16 protein-coding genes are annotated in these 18,791 nt (G+C 63.4%); 12 read left to right on the plus strand and 4 right to left on the minus strand.

Translation table 11 applies throughout. The features are described from left to right. Positions 1–142 precede the first annotated feature (142 nt). Positions 143–2,152: a sensor histidine kinase gene (locus MUU55_RS15745; protein ID WP_244761703.1), complete on the minus strand. Its 2,010-nt coding sequence runs from the start codon at positions 2,150–2,152 to the stop codon at positions 143–145. Then, complete coding sequence (locus tag MUU55_RS15750) at positions 2,145–3,536, minus strand: sigma-54-dependent transcriptional regulator (RefSeq protein ID WP_244761704.1); 1,392 nt, start codon at positions 3,534–3,536, stop codon at positions 2,145–2,147. The genes MUU55_RS15745 and MUU55_RS15750 overlap by 8 nt, the downstream gene beginning before the upstream one ends. A gap of 265 nt (positions 3,537–3,801) precedes the next feature. On the opposite strand from MUU55_RS15750, the gene MUU55_RS15755 reads away from it, so the two are divergent. From MUU55_RS15755 to MUU55_RS15810, 12 genes are all read left to right on the plus strand, one after another. Further along, on the plus strand, positions 3,802–4,098 hold the full coding sequence (locus MUU55_RS15755; RefSeq protein ID WP_244761705.1) for an antibiotic biosynthesis monooxygenase family protein: 297 nt from the start codon (positions 3,802–3,804) through the stop codon (positions 4,096–4,098). 238 nt (positions 4,099–4,336) lie between these two features. Further along, positions 4,337–5,707, plus strand: coding sequence for a BtaA family protein (locus MUU55_RS15760; protein WP_244761706.1), 1,371 nt, complete (start codon positions 4,337–4,339; stop codon positions 5,705–5,707). Positions 5,708–5,712: 5 nt separating this feature from the next. Continuing rightward, positions 5,713–6,372 carry a class I SAM-dependent methyltransferase gene (locus MUU55_RS15765; RefSeq protein WP_244761707.1) on the plus strand — a complete coding sequence of 220 codons (660 nt, stop codon included), beginning with the start codon at positions 5,713–5,715 and terminating at the stop codon, positions 6,370–6,372. An 85-nt stretch (positions 6,373–6,457) separates the two neighbouring features. Next, positions 6,458–8,212 carry an alkaline phosphatase gene (locus tag MUU55_RS15770; RefSeq protein ID WP_244761708.1) on the plus strand — a complete coding sequence of 585 codons (1,755 nt, stop codon included), beginning with the start codon at positions 6,458–6,460 and terminating at the stop codon, positions 8,210–8,212. 75 nt (positions 8,213–8,287) lie between these two features. Then, positions 8,288–8,752: a hypothetical protein gene (locus MUU55_RS15775; RefSeq protein ID WP_425314184.1), complete on the plus strand. Its 465-nt coding sequence runs from the start codon at positions 8,288–8,290 to the stop codon at positions 8,750–8,752. Between the two features lie 2 nt (positions 8,753–8,754). Continuing rightward, positions 8,755–9,441 (plus strand): ABC transporter ATP-binding protein, encoded by a 687-nt coding sequence (locus tag MUU55_RS15780; RefSeq protein WP_244761709.1) that lies wholly within the window; start codon positions 8,755–8,757, stop codon positions 9,439–9,441. After that, on the plus strand, positions 9,438–10,718 hold the full coding sequence (locus tag MUU55_RS15785) for an FtsX-like permease family protein (RefSeq protein WP_244761710.1): 1,281 nt from the start codon (positions 9,438–9,440) through the stop codon (positions 10,716–10,718). The genes MUU55_RS15780 and MUU55_RS15785 overlap by 4 nt, the downstream gene beginning before the upstream one ends. Positions 10,719–10,878: 160 nt before the next feature. Next, on the plus strand, positions 10,879–12,279 hold the full coding sequence (locus MUU55_RS15790) for an aminotransferase-like domain-containing protein (RefSeq protein WP_244761711.1): 1,401 nt from the start codon (positions 10,879–10,881) through the stop codon (positions 12,277–12,279). 140 nt (positions 12,280–12,419) lie between these two features. Beyond that, complete coding sequence (locus MUU55_RS15795) at positions 12,420–12,809, plus strand: DUF983 domain-containing protein (RefSeq protein ID WP_244761712.1); 390 nt, start codon at positions 12,420–12,422, stop codon at positions 12,807–12,809. 147 nt (positions 12,810–12,956) lie between these two features. Next, the gene (locus MUU55_RS15800; protein ID WP_244761713.1) at positions 12,957–14,303 is read left to right on the plus strand and encodes an NAD(P)/FAD-dependent oxidoreductase; all 1,347 of its coding nucleotides are present in this window, start codon (positions 12,957–12,959) and stop codon (positions 14,301–14,303) included. A 40-nt stretch (positions 14,304–14,343) separates the two neighbouring features. Continuing rightward, positions 14,344–15,243 (plus strand): DMT family transporter, encoded by a 900-nt coding sequence (locus MUU55_RS15805; RefSeq protein ID WP_244761714.1) that lies wholly within the window; start codon positions 14,344–14,346, stop codon positions 15,241–15,243. Between the two features lie 132 nt (positions 15,244–15,375). Then, positions 15,376–16,860 carry an MDR family MFS transporter gene (locus tag MUU55_RS15810; protein WP_244761715.1) on the plus strand — a complete coding sequence of 495 codons (1,485 nt, stop codon included), beginning with the start codon at positions 15,376–15,378 and terminating at the stop codon, positions 16,858–16,860. 9 nt (positions 16,861–16,869) lie between these two features. On the opposite strand, the gene MUU55_RS15815 is transcribed toward MUU55_RS15810, so the two are convergent. Both MUU55_RS15815 and MUU55_RS15820 read right to left on the minus strand, forming a co-directional pair. Beyond that, entirely contained in the window at positions 16,870–17,925 is a 1,056-nt protein-coding gene (locus MUU55_RS15815; RefSeq protein WP_244761716.1) for a bifunctional transcriptional activator/DNA repair enzyme AdaA, read from the minus strand. A gap of 71 nt (positions 17,926–17,996) precedes the next feature. Beyond that, on the minus strand, positions 17,997–18,665 hold the full coding sequence (locus MUU55_RS15820; protein WP_244761717.1) for a DUF2161 domain-containing phosphodiesterase: 669 nt from the start codon (positions 18,663–18,665) through the stop codon (positions 17,997–17,999). Positions 18,666–18,791: the final 126 nt, after the last annotated feature.

Genomic DNA, 18,791 nt, shown 5'->3' on the forward strand with positions numbered 1-18,791 from the left:
ATGCGGACGGCGCCCGCCGCACCTCCCGCCCCACTCCCTGCAAAGTGCGTGCCAAAGAGTATGACTATTGAAATCAGCGATTTAACGGGAAGAGGGGCCGGGAAGCGGACAGTTTGTCCGGCCAATCAGACAAACTGTCCGTCTATTCCGCCTCGGGCAACCAGACCGTGAAGGTCGCGCCCTCGCCCGGCCGGCTGGTGGCGGAGATGGCCCCACCCTGTCGCGTCACCAGCGTCTGGCTGATCGAAAGGCCGAGGCCGGTGCCTTCCTGTCGTTTGGTGGTGAAAAATGGGTCGAACACCCTTGCCGCGACATCGGGGTCCATGCCCACGCCGGTGTCGCTGATGACGATCTCGACGCCGGTCCGGTCTGCGCGGTCGCTGTCGCGTGTCTTGATGCCGAGCCTCCCGCCGTCGGGCATGGCGTGAATGGCGTTCACCACGAGATTGACGATGACCTGTTGAAGCTCCGTCCTGTTCATCAGAACCAGCCGCGTTGCCGTATCGGCGAGCCGCACCTCGATTGCCGCCTTGGTGAGAAGATGCTGGACGAGCGGCAGGCAATCGGCTGCAGCGGCGCCAGGTGCATGCCGGTCGGCAAAGCCGGCGAACTCCTCGGGCTTTGCGAATTGCAGGAGCTTCGTCACGATCTGGCTGATGCGCTGGATCTGATCGTCCAGAAGCTGGAACTCCACTTTCGCCAGCTCCGCCCGGTCGCCGACGACGGCGCGGATGACCTCCAGATTCCCTTGCATGACGGCGATCGGGTTGTTGATCTCATGTGCGACACCCGCCGTAATCTCGCCGATGGCGGCTAGCTTTTCGGACATGATCAACTGCTTGGTCGTGGCCTCGAGTCGCCTGTTGGCGAGCTGCAGTTCGCGCGTACGCTCGTCGACCCGCGCGTTCAGTTCCTCGTTCCAGCGCCGCAACTGCCGGTCACTACGCTCGAGCTGATCGAGCAGGTCGTCGAGATGCACGGCAACGCGGCCGATCTCGTCGCGACTGTCGACCGGGCCGGTGCGCGCGCCGAGGTCGCCACTCTCGACCTTGGCGATGGTGGCATCGACGCGCTCCAGCGGCTCGAAGATGCCGCGCGCCCAGCGCAGGAAGATCGGTACGCTTGCTGCCGTTATCGCGAGGAACGCGACGATGATGGTGAGTACCGTCTGGTGTTTCGCCGCGGTGAAGGGCGCCTCCAGAAAGCCGACATAGAGCATGCCGACGTGCTTGCCGTGACTGTCGGTGATCGGTTCATAGGCGGAGATGTACCAGTCGTTCACGACGAAGGCGCTGTCCAGCCAGGTGCGCCCCTCCCCGAGTACCGCGGAGCGCACCGCCGATGAAACACGCGTGCCCAGCGCGCGGCGTCCCTCGAACAGACGCACATTGGTGCTGATGCGCACGTCGTCGAGGAAGAGCGTGGCCGTGCCCTGGCTGCCCTCCGGCAGGCTCGCCTCGCGGTAGACGAGGTCGTTGATCGTATCGATGAAGACGAGGTTCTGGTTGAGCAGGATGCCGCCGACGAGCACGGCGTTGCGTCCGTCGCCGAGCGTTACCGGACTGGCGCTCTGCACGACCATGCCACGCGTTTCCTCGGTTCGCTCGGTCGGCACGGCATTCGGTGTCGGGACGAGCGGCAGGCGTGCCCGGGACGCCAGATCCGGCGAAAGATCCTCGAGATCGGCATTGTCGAGGATATCGATCCCCGTTGCCGGTTTTCCGGCAAGCGCATCGCGGATGACAGGCCAGTCCGTGCGCAGCGACGCTGCGGTCTGCGACGTGACCGAGGTCACGAGCTTTCCATCCGGATCGATGACATAGAGGAAGTCGAGCTCCAGCCGTGCGCGGGCGTCCGCAAGGAATGCCCTCAATCCGTCGCCGTCGTTGGCGACATCCCGAAAGCGTGCCGAGCCGCCGAGTGCGGTGATGTGCTCCCCGGTATTGTCGAGAATATGGGCGAGATACTGATGTGCGATGGTTAGGTCGCCATTGACCTTGGAAATCAAGGTCGCGTCGAACTTCTCGTTCCAGCGATAGACGGTGACGCCGAGCAGCAGCGGCAGGATGACCAGCATGGGCAGAAGCGCAATGGCCAGGAGCCGGTAGCGCACGGAGCGTGCCGGCCGGATGCCGCGTCCGGTGTCAGCCATCCCAGGCGACCAATTTCCGGTCGATGGTCTTTCGCGAGATGCCGAGCTGGCGTGCCGCCTCGTCGCGCTGCCCGTTGCAGGCGGCAAGCACCGAGAGAATATGCCGGCGTTCGACATCCGCCAGCGATCCGCCGTCCCCGGTGACCGGCGCGGACACGGCCGACCCGAAGCCATCCGGGAAACGGCCAAGGATCAACGTGCGCTCGATGAGATTGCGCAGTTCCCGCACGTTGCCCGGCCAGTCATAGGCGGAAAGCGCGCGTCGCGCCGCCGCGTCGATCGGCACGGCGGGCATGCCGAGCTGTGCGGCAAGCTTTTTCATGAAGAGGGCTGCAAGCTCAAGCGCGTCGCCGTCTCGCTCCTTCAGGGGCGGCAGATGAATCTGCATCACATTGATGCGGAAGAAGAGATCCGCGCGGAACCGTCCGGCCTGCACCTCCTTCTCGAGTTCCGCGTTGGTAGCGAAGACGAAGCGGAGATCGACCGGCACCTCGCGTTCGGAGCCGACCGGCCGCACCTTGCGATCCTCCAGAACGCGCAGCAGCTTGCTCTGCGTGGCAGGCGGCATTTCGCTGATCTCGTCGAGGAACAACGTGCCGCCCTGCGCATGCAGGAACAGCCCCTCGCGCGCCCGTTCGGCGCCGGTGAAGGCGCCCTTGAGATGGCCGAAAAGCTCGCTTTCGATCATGTCCGGCGGGATTGCCCCGCAATTCACCGGCACGAAGGGTTTCGCCGCCCGGTCGGAAAGCGTGTGCAACGAGCGCGCAGCCACCTCCTTGCCGGTGCCCGACTGTCCCGTCAGCAGCACGGATGTCGGAAGCGGCGCGACGCGCGCAATCGTCTCGCGCACGCTGGCAATCGCCGCAGATTCCCCGATCAGCCGGTCGCGCAGGAGAATATGGTCCGACGTCGCCTTGAGCTCGTATCGCAGCACATAGTTTTCACGCTGGAGGCGGCTGCGGTCGAGACAGCGCGCGACGGCATTCAGCAACTGGTTCGAGCGGAACGGTTTCAGGATGAAATCGACTGCGCCAGCCCTGAGCGCCTGGATCGCCGTTTCAAGATCGGCATAGGCCGTCATCAGAATGGCGTCGGCGAACAGGCCGATCGCGCGTTGCTCGGCAAGCCATTCCACGCCGTTCTTTCTCGGCATGATGTTGTCGAGGATGACGACGTCGAAATGATGCTGATCGAGTTTTTGCGATGCCTCGTCCGTGTCGGCCGCCAGTTCGAGCCGCTTGCACCGTGGCCCGAGCGTGCGCATCAGGAAATTGCGCATGCCCGGCTCGTCGTCGACGACGAGAACGGAGGCCTGCGCCAGCCAGGGGCCGAATTCCGGATCGGCGGTCGTGTCGCGGAGCGTCCGGACGGCTTCAGTCGGCACCTGGTCTCCTCCCGGTGTCTGTCACATGGGCGCACACCATAAGAAGCCAGCTTCGCAAGCACAAGGCGGTCCGGGATGCACCGCGTATCCCGCCTGTGGTGGTACGTGACGGGACGTGCGGATTATCGACGTCATTTATTATTTAAGCTTTCCCTCATTCTTCCGGCGCGGTAAGCTGAGAATACGGGAAAACGGCAGAGATCCGGCCCTGCACCTGCCACAAAGCACATCCTCGTCGTTACCTTCTCGCGCGCTGGAGGCAGCCATGATGGCATTCAATATCGTGCGTTTCAAAATCAAACCCGGCATGGAGAAGGCCTTTCTCGATGCCCATGACAATGTCGCCGCCGACTGGACGGGCTTGCGGCATGCCAGCATCATCCAGACCTGCGATGGGCGCTACTGCATCGTCGCCGAATGGGAAAGCATGGATGCACTCGCCGCATGCCGGCCGCAGATGATTGCCACGCTCGACCGTTTTCGCGATACGCTCGAAGACCTCGGCGGCGGCCTTGGCGTCACGGACCCGGTGGCCGGGCCGGTCGTCCTGGCGCTGAAGTAACCGTCCAGACGGCAAAAGCAGACGCGTTGCAGGCAAGGGGCAAGCCGGTATTCCTATCGGCCGCCGCCTGTGGTGCCTCATCGTCCGATAGACCAAAGGTACGTCGTTGTCTGGCCTCGGGTGTGATGCATAGCAGCCGGCTGCCGTTCCCTGTCTCGTGCACCTCTTCATCCCCTGCGCATGTCATGCTGATGTCATCGCAATCTGATGAAACGCTGCCCCATGCCATCGGGCAATCGTGACAGCTGCGCTGAGCGACCGTCCTCTGCACGAGGGCGCACGCGTTACCGGCTTCCGCTGCGGCGCGGTGGATACGGATATTCCAGCACAGGAACCCTGCCCGATGATCGAAACGGTCGCTTCTTCCCACGTCTCCCCCGTCACAGAGCGCAAGGAGGCGGTCGGCAAGCGTCTGAACCGGGCTGTGCGGCGCAATTCTCTACTCTCGGCGTCCGGCATGTCCGAATATGTCTTCTCGCGGCTGTTCCGCAATCTCGTCTATGCGCAGATCTGGGAAGACCCCGACGTTGACATGGCCGCTCTGCGGATAGAGCCGGGCAACACGATCGTCACTATCGCTTCGGGTGGCTGCAACGCATTGTCCTACCTCATCGCCGACCCGGCCCGCATCGAGGCAGTCGACCTCAACCCGGCGCATGTCGCCTTCAACCGTCTGAAATTTGCTGCCGCCAGATACCTGCCGGATTACGAAGCCTTCCACCGTTTCTACGGCAAGGGTGACGATCGGCAGAACCTTGAAGCCTATAGATTGCACTTGCGGCCGCATCTCGACGAGGAGACGCGAGGCTACTGGGAAGGTCGCACGCTGACCGGGCGGCGCCGTATTTCCATCTTCCATCGCCGTCTCTATCGTCACGGTCTGCTCGGCGGCTTCATCGGTCTCGGCCACACCATGGCCCGCTTCTACGGCGCGGATCCGCGTGGCCTGCTGCAGGCACGCACGCTGGAGGACCAGAGGCGCTTTTTCGAAGAGACGCTGTCACCGCTGTTCGATAAGCGCCTGATCCGCTGGGCGACGGGACGCAAGAGCTCGCTGTTCGGGCTCGGCATTCCGCCGCAGCAATACGAGGCGCTGTCGGGCGCCGGTAACGGCATGGCGGAGATCCTTCGTGCCCGCGTCGAGAAGCTCGCCTGCGGCTTTCCGCTTTCGGAGAACTACTTTGCCTGGCAGGCCTTCGGCCGCAGCTATGGCAATGACGAACACGCGCCGCTGCCGCCCTATCTGCTGCGCGGTAATTTCGAGGCCGTTCGCGGCCGCGCGTCACGCCTGTCCATCGCCAACGCGTCCCTGACCGAATTCCTCGCCGCCAAACCTCCGCAAACGGTCGACCGCTTCATCCTGCTCGACGCGCAGGACTGGATGACGGATGCTCAGCTCAACGCATTGTGGGGAGAGATCACCCGCACCGCTACGCCCGGAGCACGCGTCATCTTCCGCACCGCGCCGGCCGAAAGCCTGCTGCCGGGCCGGGTCGCAGGCGCTCTCCTCGACCGCTGGACCTATCACGAGGCAGAATCGCGCGCCCTCCACGAGAGAGATCGCTCGTCGATCTATGGCGGCTTCCATCTGTACGAGTTCAAGGGCTGAGCGAAATGAGTGCTGCATCCGACCATGCCCTTTTGATGGATCGTATCTACCGCTGGCAGCGACGGTTCGGCATCTATGACGCGACCCGCAAATATTATCTGCTCGGCCGTGACCCGTTGCTTGCGGGCCTCGCGCCTCCATCCGGTGGTTGCGTGCTGGAAATAGGCTGCGGCACGGGGCGCAATCTCGTCAAGGCCGCGAAACTCTATCCGCATGTCCGCTTCCATGGCATCGATATTTCGCAGGAAATGCTCGTAGCCGCCGAGGCAGCCATAGCCGGCGCCGGACAGAAAGACCGTGTCCGCGTTGCCCGCGCGGACGCTGCCTGCTTTGATCCGCAGATGCTGTTCGGGCAGGCAAACTACGACCGAATCTTCATTTCCTACGCGGTGTCGATGATCCCGCAATGGCAGCGCGTCATGGAGATTGCGGTCGCCGGTCTTCCGCCGGGCGGTGAACTGCACATTGCCGATTTCGGCGACATGCGGGACCTGCCGCGCTGGTGCAGAAACGCCGTGGATACATGGCTCGGCTGGCACCACGTCACCCCGCGCACCGACCTTTTCGCGGTGTCTTCGCAGGTGGCGGCAACCCACGACAGCGTCAGCGAGGAACGGCGCCTTCACCGTGGATTCTCGTGGCTTGCGACGATCCGCAAAGGCTGACCGCTTAATAGCCCTCTTGTAATACGCCTGTCACGGAGGCTTCTTATCGCAGAAGGGCAACGCACCGCTCAAGAGAGGCACTCCCATGCGTAAACTTCTTTTCGCCCTGGCATCCGCCACGATACTCGCTGGCGCCGCCCAGGCCGCCACCGTCTATCCGCTCGACCGCGCGACGATCCTCGTCGGCTCCCCCTTCGACTTCAAGGTCGAGTTCGACGCCGTGGTGAAGCCCGAAGATGTGAAGGTCACCGTCAACGGCCAGGACTACGAAGCCATCTTCGGTAAAAAGGCTGACTTTGTCGCGGAAGAAAAGGACAAGGAAGACAAGGTGCTGGGTTCGGCGCTCATTCTGCGCGGCCTGACGATCGGCACCGCCGGCGCCTACAAGGTCGAGGTCTCCGCAGGCGACGAAGCCAAGTCGGTCGCCTGGGACGTCTACGAGACCGTCGCGGAACCGAAGGCCAAGAACATCATCTTCATGATCGCCGACGGTCTCTCGGTCGCGCACCGCACCGGCGCACGCATCATGTCCAAGGGCATGACCGAAGGCAAGGCGAACGGTCGCCTCGCCATGGACGACATCCCGCCGGTCGCCTTCATCGGTACGTCCTCGACGCATTCGATCGCGACCGACAGCGCCAACACCGCTTCGGCCTACATGACCGGCCACAAATCGCGCGTCAATGCGCTCGGCGTCTATGCGGACCGCACGCCCGACAGCCTTGACGACCCGAAGGTCGAGACCATCGCCGAAGCACTGCGCCGGTCCACGAAAAAGTCCGTCGGCATCGTGACGACCGCCGAAGTCGAGGATGCGACCCCGGCCGCGCTCGTCTCCCATACGCGCAAGCGCGCCGACAAGGCCGAGATCGTCGGCATGATGTTCGACGTCAAGCCGGACGTGCTGTTCGGCGGGGGCTCGGCCTATTTCCTCGGCAAGGACGTTCCCGGCTCGAAGCGCAAGGACGACAAGGATTACATCGCCGAGTTCAAGAATGCCGGTTATGCGCTCGCGACCGACAAGACGGAACTGGCCGCCGCTGCCGGCTCGAACCAGGAAAAGCTGCTTGGCCTCTTCCACACCGGCAACATGGATGTGACGCTCGACCGTGAATTCCTCAAGAAAGGCACGGTCGAAAAGTTCCCGAACCAGCCGGGCCTTGTCGACATGACGCAGGCCGCGCTCGACAAGCTCTCCAAGAATCCGGAAGGTTTCTTCCTGATGGTCGAGGCCGCCTCGGTCGACAAGATGAGCCATCCGCTCGATTGGGACCGCGCCTTGGTCGAAACCATCGAGTTCGACAAGGCGGTCGCTGTCGCGCGCGAATTCGCCGACAAGAACCCCGACACGCTGATCGTCGTCACGGGCGACCATACGCACGGCGTCGCCATCATCGGCACGGTCGATGATGAAAAGCCCGGCACCGACATGCGCGAGAAGGTCGGCACCTATGACAATGCCGGCTTCCCGAACTACGAAGACAAGGACGGCAACGGCTATCCGGATCGCGTCGACGTCTCCCGCCGCCTGTTCATGGCCGCCAATAATGGCCCGGACCACTACGAGACCTTCCGCCCTAAGCTCGACGGTCCGTTCGTTCCGGCCGTGCAGAACGAGGCGAAGGAATACGTTGCCAACGAAGCCTACAAGGACGTTCCCGGTGCGGTTTTCGTGCAGGGCAATATTCCGAAGGACGAGGATAGCGGTGTACACGCCGTCGACGATATCGTCCTGCAGGCGGCTGGTCCCGGCTCGGAAGGTTTCCGAGGCTACATGGAACAGAGCGACGTCTACCGTGTCCTCGCCGATGCCTTCGCGCTCGGCACCGCCAAGGACTAAAAGGCTTTTGCCTTGTTGGACAGGCGGCCTTTGCCGCCTGTCCACGGCATCATGAAGGAAGAAGGACGCATGGCCATGACGAATGCACCCCGCACGTTTCTCACCCGGCGGCGGATGCTTATGGGGTTTGCAGCCATGCCCGCTCTTTCGCTTGCGCGTCCCGCGCGAGCCGACGAAAAGCTGGGCTTCGGCGAACTCTACAAGAGCTTCGGCGTGCTCGGCCTCGAGTTTTCCGACAAGGTGAAGCAACTGAACGGTCAGGGCGTTACGATAAAAGGCTTCATGGCACCGCCGCTGAAGGCGGAAGCGAATTTTTTCGTGCTGACGGAAATCCCGATGTCGCTCTGCCCGTTCTGCTCGTCGGATGCGGACTGGCCGGACAACATCGTCGTCGTCTACCTCGCCGAGAAACAGACCTTCGTGCAGTACAATGCTCCCATCGTGGCACATGGCACGCTGGAATATGGTCCCTGGACCGATCCGGATACCGGCTTTCGCAGCCAGCTTCGCCTGCGCGAAGCTTCCTTCGACACGGTTTGATCATGCTGGCGCTCGATATTTCCGGCCTGGAGATGCGCTTTCCGGGCATCGATACCCCCGTTCTCTCCATTCCCAGGCTGCATGTGCCTGCAGGCGCGCAGCTTGCCATCACCGGCGCCTCCGGCTCCGGCAAGAGCACGCTCGTCAATGCCGTCACCGGGCTCGAAACGACGACCGCCGGCTCCGTTTCCTGGGGCGGAACGGATATCGCCCGCCTTTCCGCCGGCAAGCGCGATGCCTTTCGCGCCGCCCATATCGGCTTGGTGATGCAGGATTTTCATCTCTTTCCCGGCCTCTCGGCCTTCGAGAATGTGGTGTTGCCGGTGCGCCTCGCCCGCCGCCTCACTCAGATTGACCGCGAACGTGCACTCGGTCTTCTTGAGACGACAGGGATTGCCCGAGCAAGCCAGGCTATCGAGACGCTGTCGCGGGGCGAGATGCAGCGCGTCGCGGTGGCCCGGGCGCTGCTGTCCAACCCTGGCGTGATCGTTGCGGACGAGCCGACAGCCAGCCTCGACCGACGCACGGGGGACGAGGTCGCCGAGCTGATTGTTCGCCTCGCCCGGCAAGACGGCGCGACACTCGTGGTTGTCACCCACGACCCCGTTTTCCGGGAGCGGCTCGACCGGCACATCACCCTGGAGGGCGGCCGCATCGTGGAACACAGTGCGGAGGCGTGGGCGGCATGATCCGTTTCATCCTTGCCGATCTCAACCGCTTCAAGGCGGGTGCGCTCGCGGTCATCGTGCTGATCGCGCTTTCCGTCGCGCTGAGCGTCACGGTCACGCTACAGGAACGCGCCGTTCGTCTCGGCAGCGCCCGCGCTGCGGAAAAGTTCGATCTTCTGGTCGGTGCAGCCGGCAGCGAGACGCAACTGGCCCTGTCCGCCGTCTTTCTGCAGCCCTCGCCGCTTCCGCTGATGTCCGGGGCCATCCTGGCGAAACTTTCCGAGGACCCGCGCGTCGAGTTCGCCGCTCCGGTTGGCTTTGGCGATTCCGCGGATGGCCATCCTGTCGTCGGCACGACCACCAGACTGATCGCTGCCCTCTCCCCGACCCTTGCCGAAGGCACGGGTTTCATGCATCTCGGCGATGCCGTCATCGGTTCCGAGGTCGCCCGAAGGATCGGTGCCGAAATCAAGCCGATGCACGGCGCGGCCGACGAGGGTGGCCACACCCACACCGAGATCGTCTACAGGGTGACAGGCCGCATGGCGCCGACGGGCACCGCCTGGGATCGTGCTATCCTGGTGCCGATCCGTGCTGTGTGGCAACTGCACGGCATGACCGCGCACGAACACCACGATCATGCCGGTGAAGTAGCCGAGACGGTGGCGGCGAACGAGCATGGCCATGATCATGATCATGATCATGATCATGCGCCGCATATCGACGCCGGGGCTGGGGTAGATGAGCATTTCGACGCTGAAACGCCCGGCATCCCGGCCGTGCTTGTCAAGCCGAAAACCATCGCGGATGCCTATCGCCTGCGTCAGGAGTATCGAGGCGAGACGACACTCGCCGTTTTCCCGGCCGAAGTGCTGACCCGTCTCTACGCGACGCTCGGCGATGCACGCAGCCTGCTGCTTGCCATCGCCATCGGCACGCAGATCATCGTCATCGCCGCCGTTTTGCTCGTCACCGTCATGCATGTCGGCGCCCGGCGGCGGCAGATTGGGGCGCTCAGAGCGTTCGGCGCGCCGCGCCGTGCGGTCGTCGCTATCGTCTGGGGGGAACTCTTCCTTTTGTTTCTTCTGGGCTTTGCTCTCGGTGTCTGCATCGGCTACGCCGCCGCCCAGTTCATCTCCGCCACGCTCACAGCCACGACCGCCATCCGCATGCCGGTGGAGTTTGCATGGCAAGACCTCTCGCTTGCACTATGGTTCGTCGTGCTCGCCGTGCTGGTATCGACTGTTCCGGCGCTCTCCACTCTTCGCCTCAGCCCGGCACAGGCTCTCAGAAGCTGAGCCGGGCGGTTACTGAGTTTGGGCCAGCAGGCCTAGGTCCCTTGTCAATCGCTTCCGCAACCATTCGCCCGCCCGCGACGCTTTGGCCCTCGCGCGTGGATGACAAACATGGATGCATGCAATATACAGTCAATATTCGCGCAGTGTGGAATCTGTAGGCATGAAGAACTGGGATCCTGATCTCGGCAGAAGCGACAACCCGCTCTACATGGCCATCGCCGACATGATCGAGCTGGATTTGCGGAGTGGCCAGCTTTCTGCCGGCGACAAGCTGCCGACGCATCGCGATCTCGCCAAGCGCCTTGAAATTGATGTTACCACCGTTGCCCGGGGCTATGTCGAAGCCCAGAAGCGGGGGCTCGTGCAGGCGCATGTCGGCAGGGGTACCTTCGTGGCGGGGACTGTCAGTCGCGCAGCAGTGGCAATGGATGGTCAGCCGGACGCGCGCCGTGCCGCCATCGTCGATCCCTCCATGAACATGCCCCCGGAGCCGGATGATCCCGATCTCATCGCGCGGATGCGCGAGGGGGTTTCAGCGCTTTCGGCGGACATCGTTCCGCTTCTTCGCTACCAGACATTCGGGGGCGCGCCGATGGACAAGGAGGCCGCCGCGCTGTGGCTCAAGCGGCGTGGCCTTGTGTCCTCCCAGGAGCGCATCTTCATCACACCGGGCGCTCATCCGGCGCTGCTCGCCATTCTCGGTACACTGGCAAAGCCGGGGGAAACGGTGCTTTCCGAAAACATCACCTATCCCGGCATGCGCTCCATCGCCGCCCAGCTTCGTTTGCGGCTCACTGGCCTCATGATGGATGACGACGGCATCCTGCCCGAGGCCTTCGCCGCGGCCTGCGAACGCGAAAAGCCAAAAGCGCTCTATCTCAACCCGACATTGCAGAATCCGTTGACCCTGACCATGTCGGCTGGCCGCCGGGCGCAAATTGCCGCCGTGGCGCAGCAATACCGCGTGCCCATCGTCGAGGACGACGCCTACGGCTTCCTCCCTTCGGACGGGCCCGCGCCACTCGCCGCGCTGGCCCCCGATCTCACGTGGCATATCGGCGGGCTGTCGAAATGCATCGGTGCGGGCCTGCGCCTTGCCTATGTCGTCGCTCCAGAAGACGGCCGCGCGCTCTGGTCCTTCGCCAGCGCGATGCGGTCCACAAATGTCATGGCCTCGCCGCTGACGACAGCGCTGGCCACCCGCTGGATCGACGACGGCACAGCGGATGCGATTCTCGATTTCCTGCGTCGGGAAGCCGTGGCACGTCAGGCGCTCGTTGCCGGCCTGCTCCCCCCTGGCAGCTATCGGGCCGACATGCTCAGCTTCAACATCTGGCTGCCGCTGCCGCATGGCTGGACGCGCTCCACCTTCAGCGCGCATATGCGCGCCACCAGCCTCGGCACGGTCACCAGCGACGCCTTCGCCGTCGATGCCGCGCCGCCCGAGGCGGTGCGCGTCGGCCTTGGCGGTCCGATGTCGCGCTCCCAACTCCAGACGGCGCTCGAATTCATGGCGCATGCGCTGGAAGGTCCGCCCGAAATGGCCGGCACCTTCTTCTGATCCGGCAGTCACCTTTCCAAACGAGTGCTCGCGGTGCACGCGCCTGCGGCAGTATGTCTGCTGGACATATTGAATGCATGATTGCATTTATATTGCGGCATTGAATGAATGCATTGAAAGCATCAGGAAGGGTGCAATTCATGGACAAGGATTATCCAGCGCTGCCGCCCATGCAGACAGGCATCCGTGGCCGCTGCCCGCGCTGCGGCCAAGGCCATCTCTTCAAGGGCTTTTTGACCCTGGCTCCGAAATGCGAAGCCTGCGGGCTCGACTACGCCTTCGCTGACCCGGCCGATGGTCCGGCTTTCTTCGTCATCTGCTTCGCCTGCGTGCCGAGCGTGCTGCTCGCCGTCTGGTTAGAGGTTACCTTCAGCGCATCACTGTTGACGCAGTTTCTGGTCACTGGGCCCTTTATGCTCCTGACCTGCATCCCGCCTCTCAGGCCGCTGAAAGGCTGGCTCGTTGCCAGCCAGTATTTCTACAAGGCGGAAGAAGGAAAACTGGTCCGCCGGACCGCGGAACCGGGCTGACGACGGGGGGCGGATAAACGCGACCCCGCGGCAAGCGCCGAAACGAGGATTGTGAACGTTTTTGCGGAATCCGGTGGTTTGGTTTTGCTTTCTCTGATACCTCCAGCAGAGAAGTTTCAATCCTTCCCGCCTTCACAGAACCCGCTCGTGCTCACCTTTCCGTTTTCAGAAAGCGATCCCATTCGCCATCCCGGCCCGATGCCGCAGACATCCGACGTGGTGATAATCGGCGGTGGCGTCATCGGCGTCACCACGGCCCTGTTTCTGGCGAAGCGGAATATCTCCGTGACGCTGGTGGAAAAAGGTCGGGTCGCGGCGGAACAATCGTCCAGGAACTGGGGCTGGATTCGCAAGCAGGGGCGCGATGCGGACGAATTGCCGATCGTGATCGAGGCGTGCCGCCTGTGGCGGCAGCTGGCAGAGGAATGCGGAGAGGATATCGGCCTTACACAGACGGGCGTGACATACCTTGCCCGGTCGGAAAAGGACATGGCGGCGTTCGACGCGTTCATGAAAATCGCCGCCGAGCACGCGCTCGACACCCGCCTGCTTGCCTCGGACGAAACGGCGGGGCTTTTCAAGAGCATAGCGCAGCGTTATGCCGGGGCGATGACCACGCCTTCCGACATGCGCGCGGAGCCGTGGATTGCTGTGCCTGCCCTTGCCCGCCTCGCTGCCCGAACCGACGTGACGATCGTGGAAAACTGCGCCGCCCGTGCGCTGGACGTATCGGCCGGCCGGATTACCGGTGTGTGGACCGAGAAGGGCCGTATCGCGACCTCCACGGTGTTGGTAGCGGGCGGAGCCTGGTCTTCGCTCTTCCTGCGAAAACATGGTGTTTCCATTCCGCAATTGAGCGTGAGGGCGACGGTGGCAGCCACCGGACCGTTGCCGGAAGTCCACGCGGGTGCCGCAGCCGACGCGCATGTCGCCTTCCGTCGCAGACAGGACGGCGGGTACACGCTTGCTCCCGGCGGGAGCAGTCTGCTTTATGTCGGGCCGGATGCGTTCCGGCACGCCACGAAATATCTCCCGGCATTGATCGCCAATCCGTTCGGCGTGCGCTATCTTCCGACCGCTCCGGCATCCTATCCCGACAGCTGGTCGACGCCGCGTGACTGGGCGCCGGATTCGATCAGTCCCTTCGAGAAAATGCGCGTCCTCGATCCCGCCCCCGAACGATCCGGCCTGCAATCGATAGAACGCGGTTTCAAGCAGCTCTTTCCGCAGTTCGAAGCCATCCCCATCAAGGCAAGCTGGGCCGGAATGATCGATGCCATGCCCGATGTCGTTCCGATAGTCGATCGTGCGCAGTCGATTCCCGGCCTGTTCGTGGCCACCGGCATGAGCGGCCACGGCTTCGGCATTGGACCCGGCATCGGCCGCATCGTCGCCGACCTGATCCAGGGCAACGACCCCGGCCACAACCTGCACCGTTTTCGCCTCTCCCGTTTCAGCGATGGAAGCGCCATACGGCTGGGTCCCGCCCTTTAGTCCGCCTGGCGGACGACACTCACCGCATCTCGAGGCCATCATGAGTTCCGGATTGATCGATACCAAACCGCTGGCGGGCATCGCGCTCGCCTCCGCCGGCTATGCCTGTTTTGCCCTGCAGGATGCCCTGGTGAAATGGATGGTCGCCACCTACGAGGTTCCGCAGATCCTGTTCATGCGAAGCCTCGTGATCGTGCTGGTCTCCGGCATCCTGCTTCGGTTCTACCGGCACCCCTCCATCCTCAAGAGCCCGTATCGTGGCACCGTCGTGCTGCGCGCGGCGTTGATGCTCATCGCCTGGCTTCTCTATTACAATGCGGCTCGCTATCTCGGTCTTGCGGAACTCACCACGCTCTATTTCTCCGCCCCGATCATCACCGTCTTCCTGTCGATCCTCGTCCTCAAGGAGGCCGTCGGCGCCGGTCGCTGGATTGCCTGCGTCGGCGGTTTCGTGGGCGTGGTGATCGCGGCGAACCCGTCGCATTCGCCGAATCTCATTCCCGCCGCCATGTGTCTTGTGGCCGGCTTCTGCTGGGCATGGAGCACGATCCTCATCAGGCTCGTCAGCCGCAGCGAGAGCACGCTGACGCAGATGTTTGCGACCAGTCTGCTTTTCGGGCTTGCCTGCGCCGCTTCCTTCCCCTGGATCTGGAAGACACCCGACGCGGAAGGCTGGATCCTGATGCTTTCCCTCGGTCTCGTCGCGACCCTCGGCCAGTTCCTGCTTTACGAAGGTTTTCGCTATGCGCCGGCTTCGGCTCTGGCGCCCGTCGAATATACCGGCCTCATCTGGGCCTTCGTCTACGGCTACACCATCTGGGCGGAAATCCCGGCACTTAACGTGTTCGTCGGCGCGCTCCTTATCGTCGCCTCCAGCATGGTGCTGGTCTTCTGGGAACGACGCGGGGAAATCGCGGCTAGGAACCGCGCGGTTTCATAGCCGATAGGCCGTTGAGGCGAATTCTGGCCTTTTGCCCGTCGTTGGGCGCCGCGAGGGTTGACTATCTCTGTACCTGCCCATCTTGAGTATGCATTGGCCGAAACGGCCAGGGACTGTGATCGGACTGCCAGAATGAATGAGACGACCCGTGTGAACGAAAGCCAGGCGACGGCGATCACCCTGTCGGAGCCGGAAAAGAACGTCATTATCGCGGGTGTTCTGCTGTCGATGCTTCTTGCTGCGCTCGACCAGACAATCGTCGCACCCGCCATGCCAACGATCGGCAGGGCGCTTGGGCATGCCGACTATCTGCCATGGATCGTGACGGGCTACCTCCTCACCGCGACCGCGATGGCGCCGCTCTACGGCAAGATTTCGGACGTCTACGGGCGACGTCCGACAATTTTCGGTGCCATCATCATCTTCCTCGCCGGATCATTGATCAGCGCGCTGGCGCCCAACATGCTCGTGCTTATCCTCGGTCGTGCGGTACAGGGCTTGGGTGGCGGTGGGCTGTTTGCGCTTGCCCAGATCGTGATCGGCGACCTTGTGCCGCCGCGCGAACGCGCACGCTACGCTGCCTGGATTTCCGGCACATGGGCCGTGGCCTGCATCGCGGGACCGCTGATGGGCGGCACCTTCGCCGAACATCTCCACTGGTCCGTGATCTTCTGGGTCAATATTCCGCTCGGCATCGCGGCGCTTGTCATCATCAACAATCCCTTGAAGAAGTTGCCCGTCGTCGGCCGCGCGCACAGCATCGACGGCGCGGGCGCCGCACTGCTTGTCACCGCCACAGCCCTTCTTCTGCTTGCTCTCAACTGGGGCGGCAGCCGTTATGCGTGGCTGTCGCCCGAGATCGTCGCATTGCTTGGCTGCTCCGTGGCTTTCTGGGCGCTGTTTGCCCTCCGGCTCCGTCGCGCCGCCGAGCCGTTGATCTCGCTGGATGTACTCGCCAACCCGATCGTGCGATACGGCACATTGGCCATGTTCCTCGGGCAGACCGCCAATGTTGGGCTTGCGGTGTATATTCCCGTCTATGGACAATCCTTCCACGGACTTTCCGCCAGTAGTTCTGGCATCGTGATGCTCGGCCTGCTCCTCGGCACCGTCGCAGGCGCGACGACCAGCGGGCGCACGATCCCGCGTTTCACACACTATAAGCGGCTCGCGATCGGGGGCGGTGCATTCAGCGTTGTCTGCCTTGCCGCGCTGGCGTTCCTGTCCGGACACACGACGCTCTTCACGCTGGAGCTTCTCACCTTCGGCGTCGGTTTCGGCTCCGGCATGACGTTTCCGGTCGCCACCATCTCCGTGCAGAACGCGGTTGATCAGGCCCATCTCGGGGTCGCGACCGGCGTGCTCACCTTCCTGCGCTCGCTTGGCGGCGCGCTGGGCGTCGCCATGCTGGGCGCCATCGCGCTGAGCAATGGCTTGCCGCTCGGAGGTGAACATATTCAGGTCGTCGGCAATACCGTCGCGGAGGCCTTGCCTTTCACCTATATCTTCATCGCGTGCGCTGCTGCGACTGCCCTATCGCTCGTATTCTTCCATCTGATGCCGGAAAAGCCGCTGCGTGGCCGCGCCGAAAACGAGATCGCCGCCATCGTCGAGTAGCTGGCGCTCTCAAGCGGAACGGTATTCGCGCTCGATCTCGAGCAGGCGTTGTTTGCGCCACAGGCCACCGCCGTAGCCGGTGAGCGCACCATCCGCGCCGAGCACGCGATGGCACGGCACCATCAACGCGATCTGGTTGGCGCCGTTCGCCCGGGCCACGGCGCGCGTGGCGGCGGGTCGGCCGATCTGCCGGGCGAGTTCTGCATAGCTGCGGGTCGTGCCGGCGGGAATACGGCGGAGCTCCGCCCAGACCTCCTGGCTGAACGGACTGCCCGCCTGATGCAGCGGCGTTTCGAAAGTTGCCGAGCGGCCAGCGAAAAAAGCGACCAGTTCCGCACTGGCCTGCTCCGTCACCCGCGTCCGGCCAATACCAATGCCGTCCTTGGTGGCGGCGCGCAGCTTGCGCAATTCTGCCGGCAAGGCTTTGCGACCGATGAATTCCAAGAGATGCAGATGGGTGTCGCTGGCGACGGCAACCATGTCTCCGAGAGGCGTGGCGATCCAGCTTGCTCGTAACAGACCGTCCTGCTTGAGCGCGGCAGGCGCACAGCCGAGAATTTTTGCGAAGGCGGTGCGAAACGCACTGGCGCTGTCGAAGCGCGCCTCCTGCTGGGCGGCGATGACGCTGCTTCCATCCGACAAGGCCTCGAAGCCCTCGCGAAGGCGGCGTTGCCGGGCCATTTCCAGGAAGGTCATGCCGAACTGCCGTTTGAAACTGCGCCTGATCGTCGAGAGATCATAGCCCATCCGCTCGACATGCTCTTCCGACCAGCGAATGTCCGGCCGCTCGTCGAGTGCGGCCAGCAAGGCGCCGATCGCTGGATCGGCGCTTGCGGCAGCCTGCAGCGGATGGCAGCGTTTGCAGGCGCGAAACCCCGCTTCGATGCATTCGCCGATCGTCGCGCGAAAAGTGCAGTTGCCCGGAAGCGGCTTGCGCGCCGGGCAGGTCAGGCGGCAGAAAATGCCGGTGGAGGCGACGCAGACATAGGCCTGGCCGTCATAGCGCTCATCGCGGGCGACAAGCGCCTGATAGAGGGTGTCGTGGTCTGGAAGGGTGAACAGCATGACATCCTGATAGCATTGCGTCAGATGGCAGTCCGTCGAAAATCGGGCGTCTATTTAAAATACGCGACCGGCTAGCCACGTACCTCAGGCGACGGTTGCGGCCACCTCGCCAAAGCTTCGCGGCCGGCATCCGTCAGACCATAAATGCCCCGGTCGAGCCGCTCGAACCAGCCGTAGACATTCGATTGCAGGATCTTGCCCGCCTCGGGAACGACGGCGCGGATATCGCGGACCCGCAAGGGTCCGTCGACCAGCGCCACCGCGCAACCAAGCGCCTGCTGGCGATAGGCGGTCATCAGCGGCGTGCGCGTGCTGCCCCCCAGCGCCGGATCGCCGCGCCGCTTCTGGTGCTCGCGCATCAGCCGCGACCGGCGTTTCGGATTGGTCCGCGGCATGGGGGTCACCGAGCCGACGATGACGCTGACATCACCCGCATCGGAAATGCCGAGCATGCCGATACCGAGCCGGCGGCAGAGATCGCGATAACGCTTGTCGGCTTCCCGGCCCCGTCCTTTGGCCGAAACCTTCGCGGCGATCCAGACCTCGTCGGAAACGGCAGCGCGGTCGACGGCCTGCAGGATGAGTTCGAGATTGAAGCTAAGCTTGAGTTCGCAGATCACCACGACGGGTGGATCGTCGGCGCTTAGGCCGACCAGATCGCAGCCGCCGATCTCGCCCTTGACGATATAGCCCGCCGTTTCGAGGAAGCCTTTGACCGGCAGGTAGAGCGACGTTTCCATGAGCCTAGAGATCGATGCGGAGAATCATGCACCGACTATAGCGATCACGCCTCGCGGGTCACCTCCCCCTGTATTCAGGTGCAGGCCGAAAATCGCAAATCAGGCGTTAACAAGCATTCGGCAACT

Source organism: Shinella curvata (assembly GCF_022899935.1).
Lineage (GTDB): Bacteria > Pseudomonadota > Alphaproteobacteria > Rhizobiales > Rhizobiaceae > Shinella > Shinella curvata.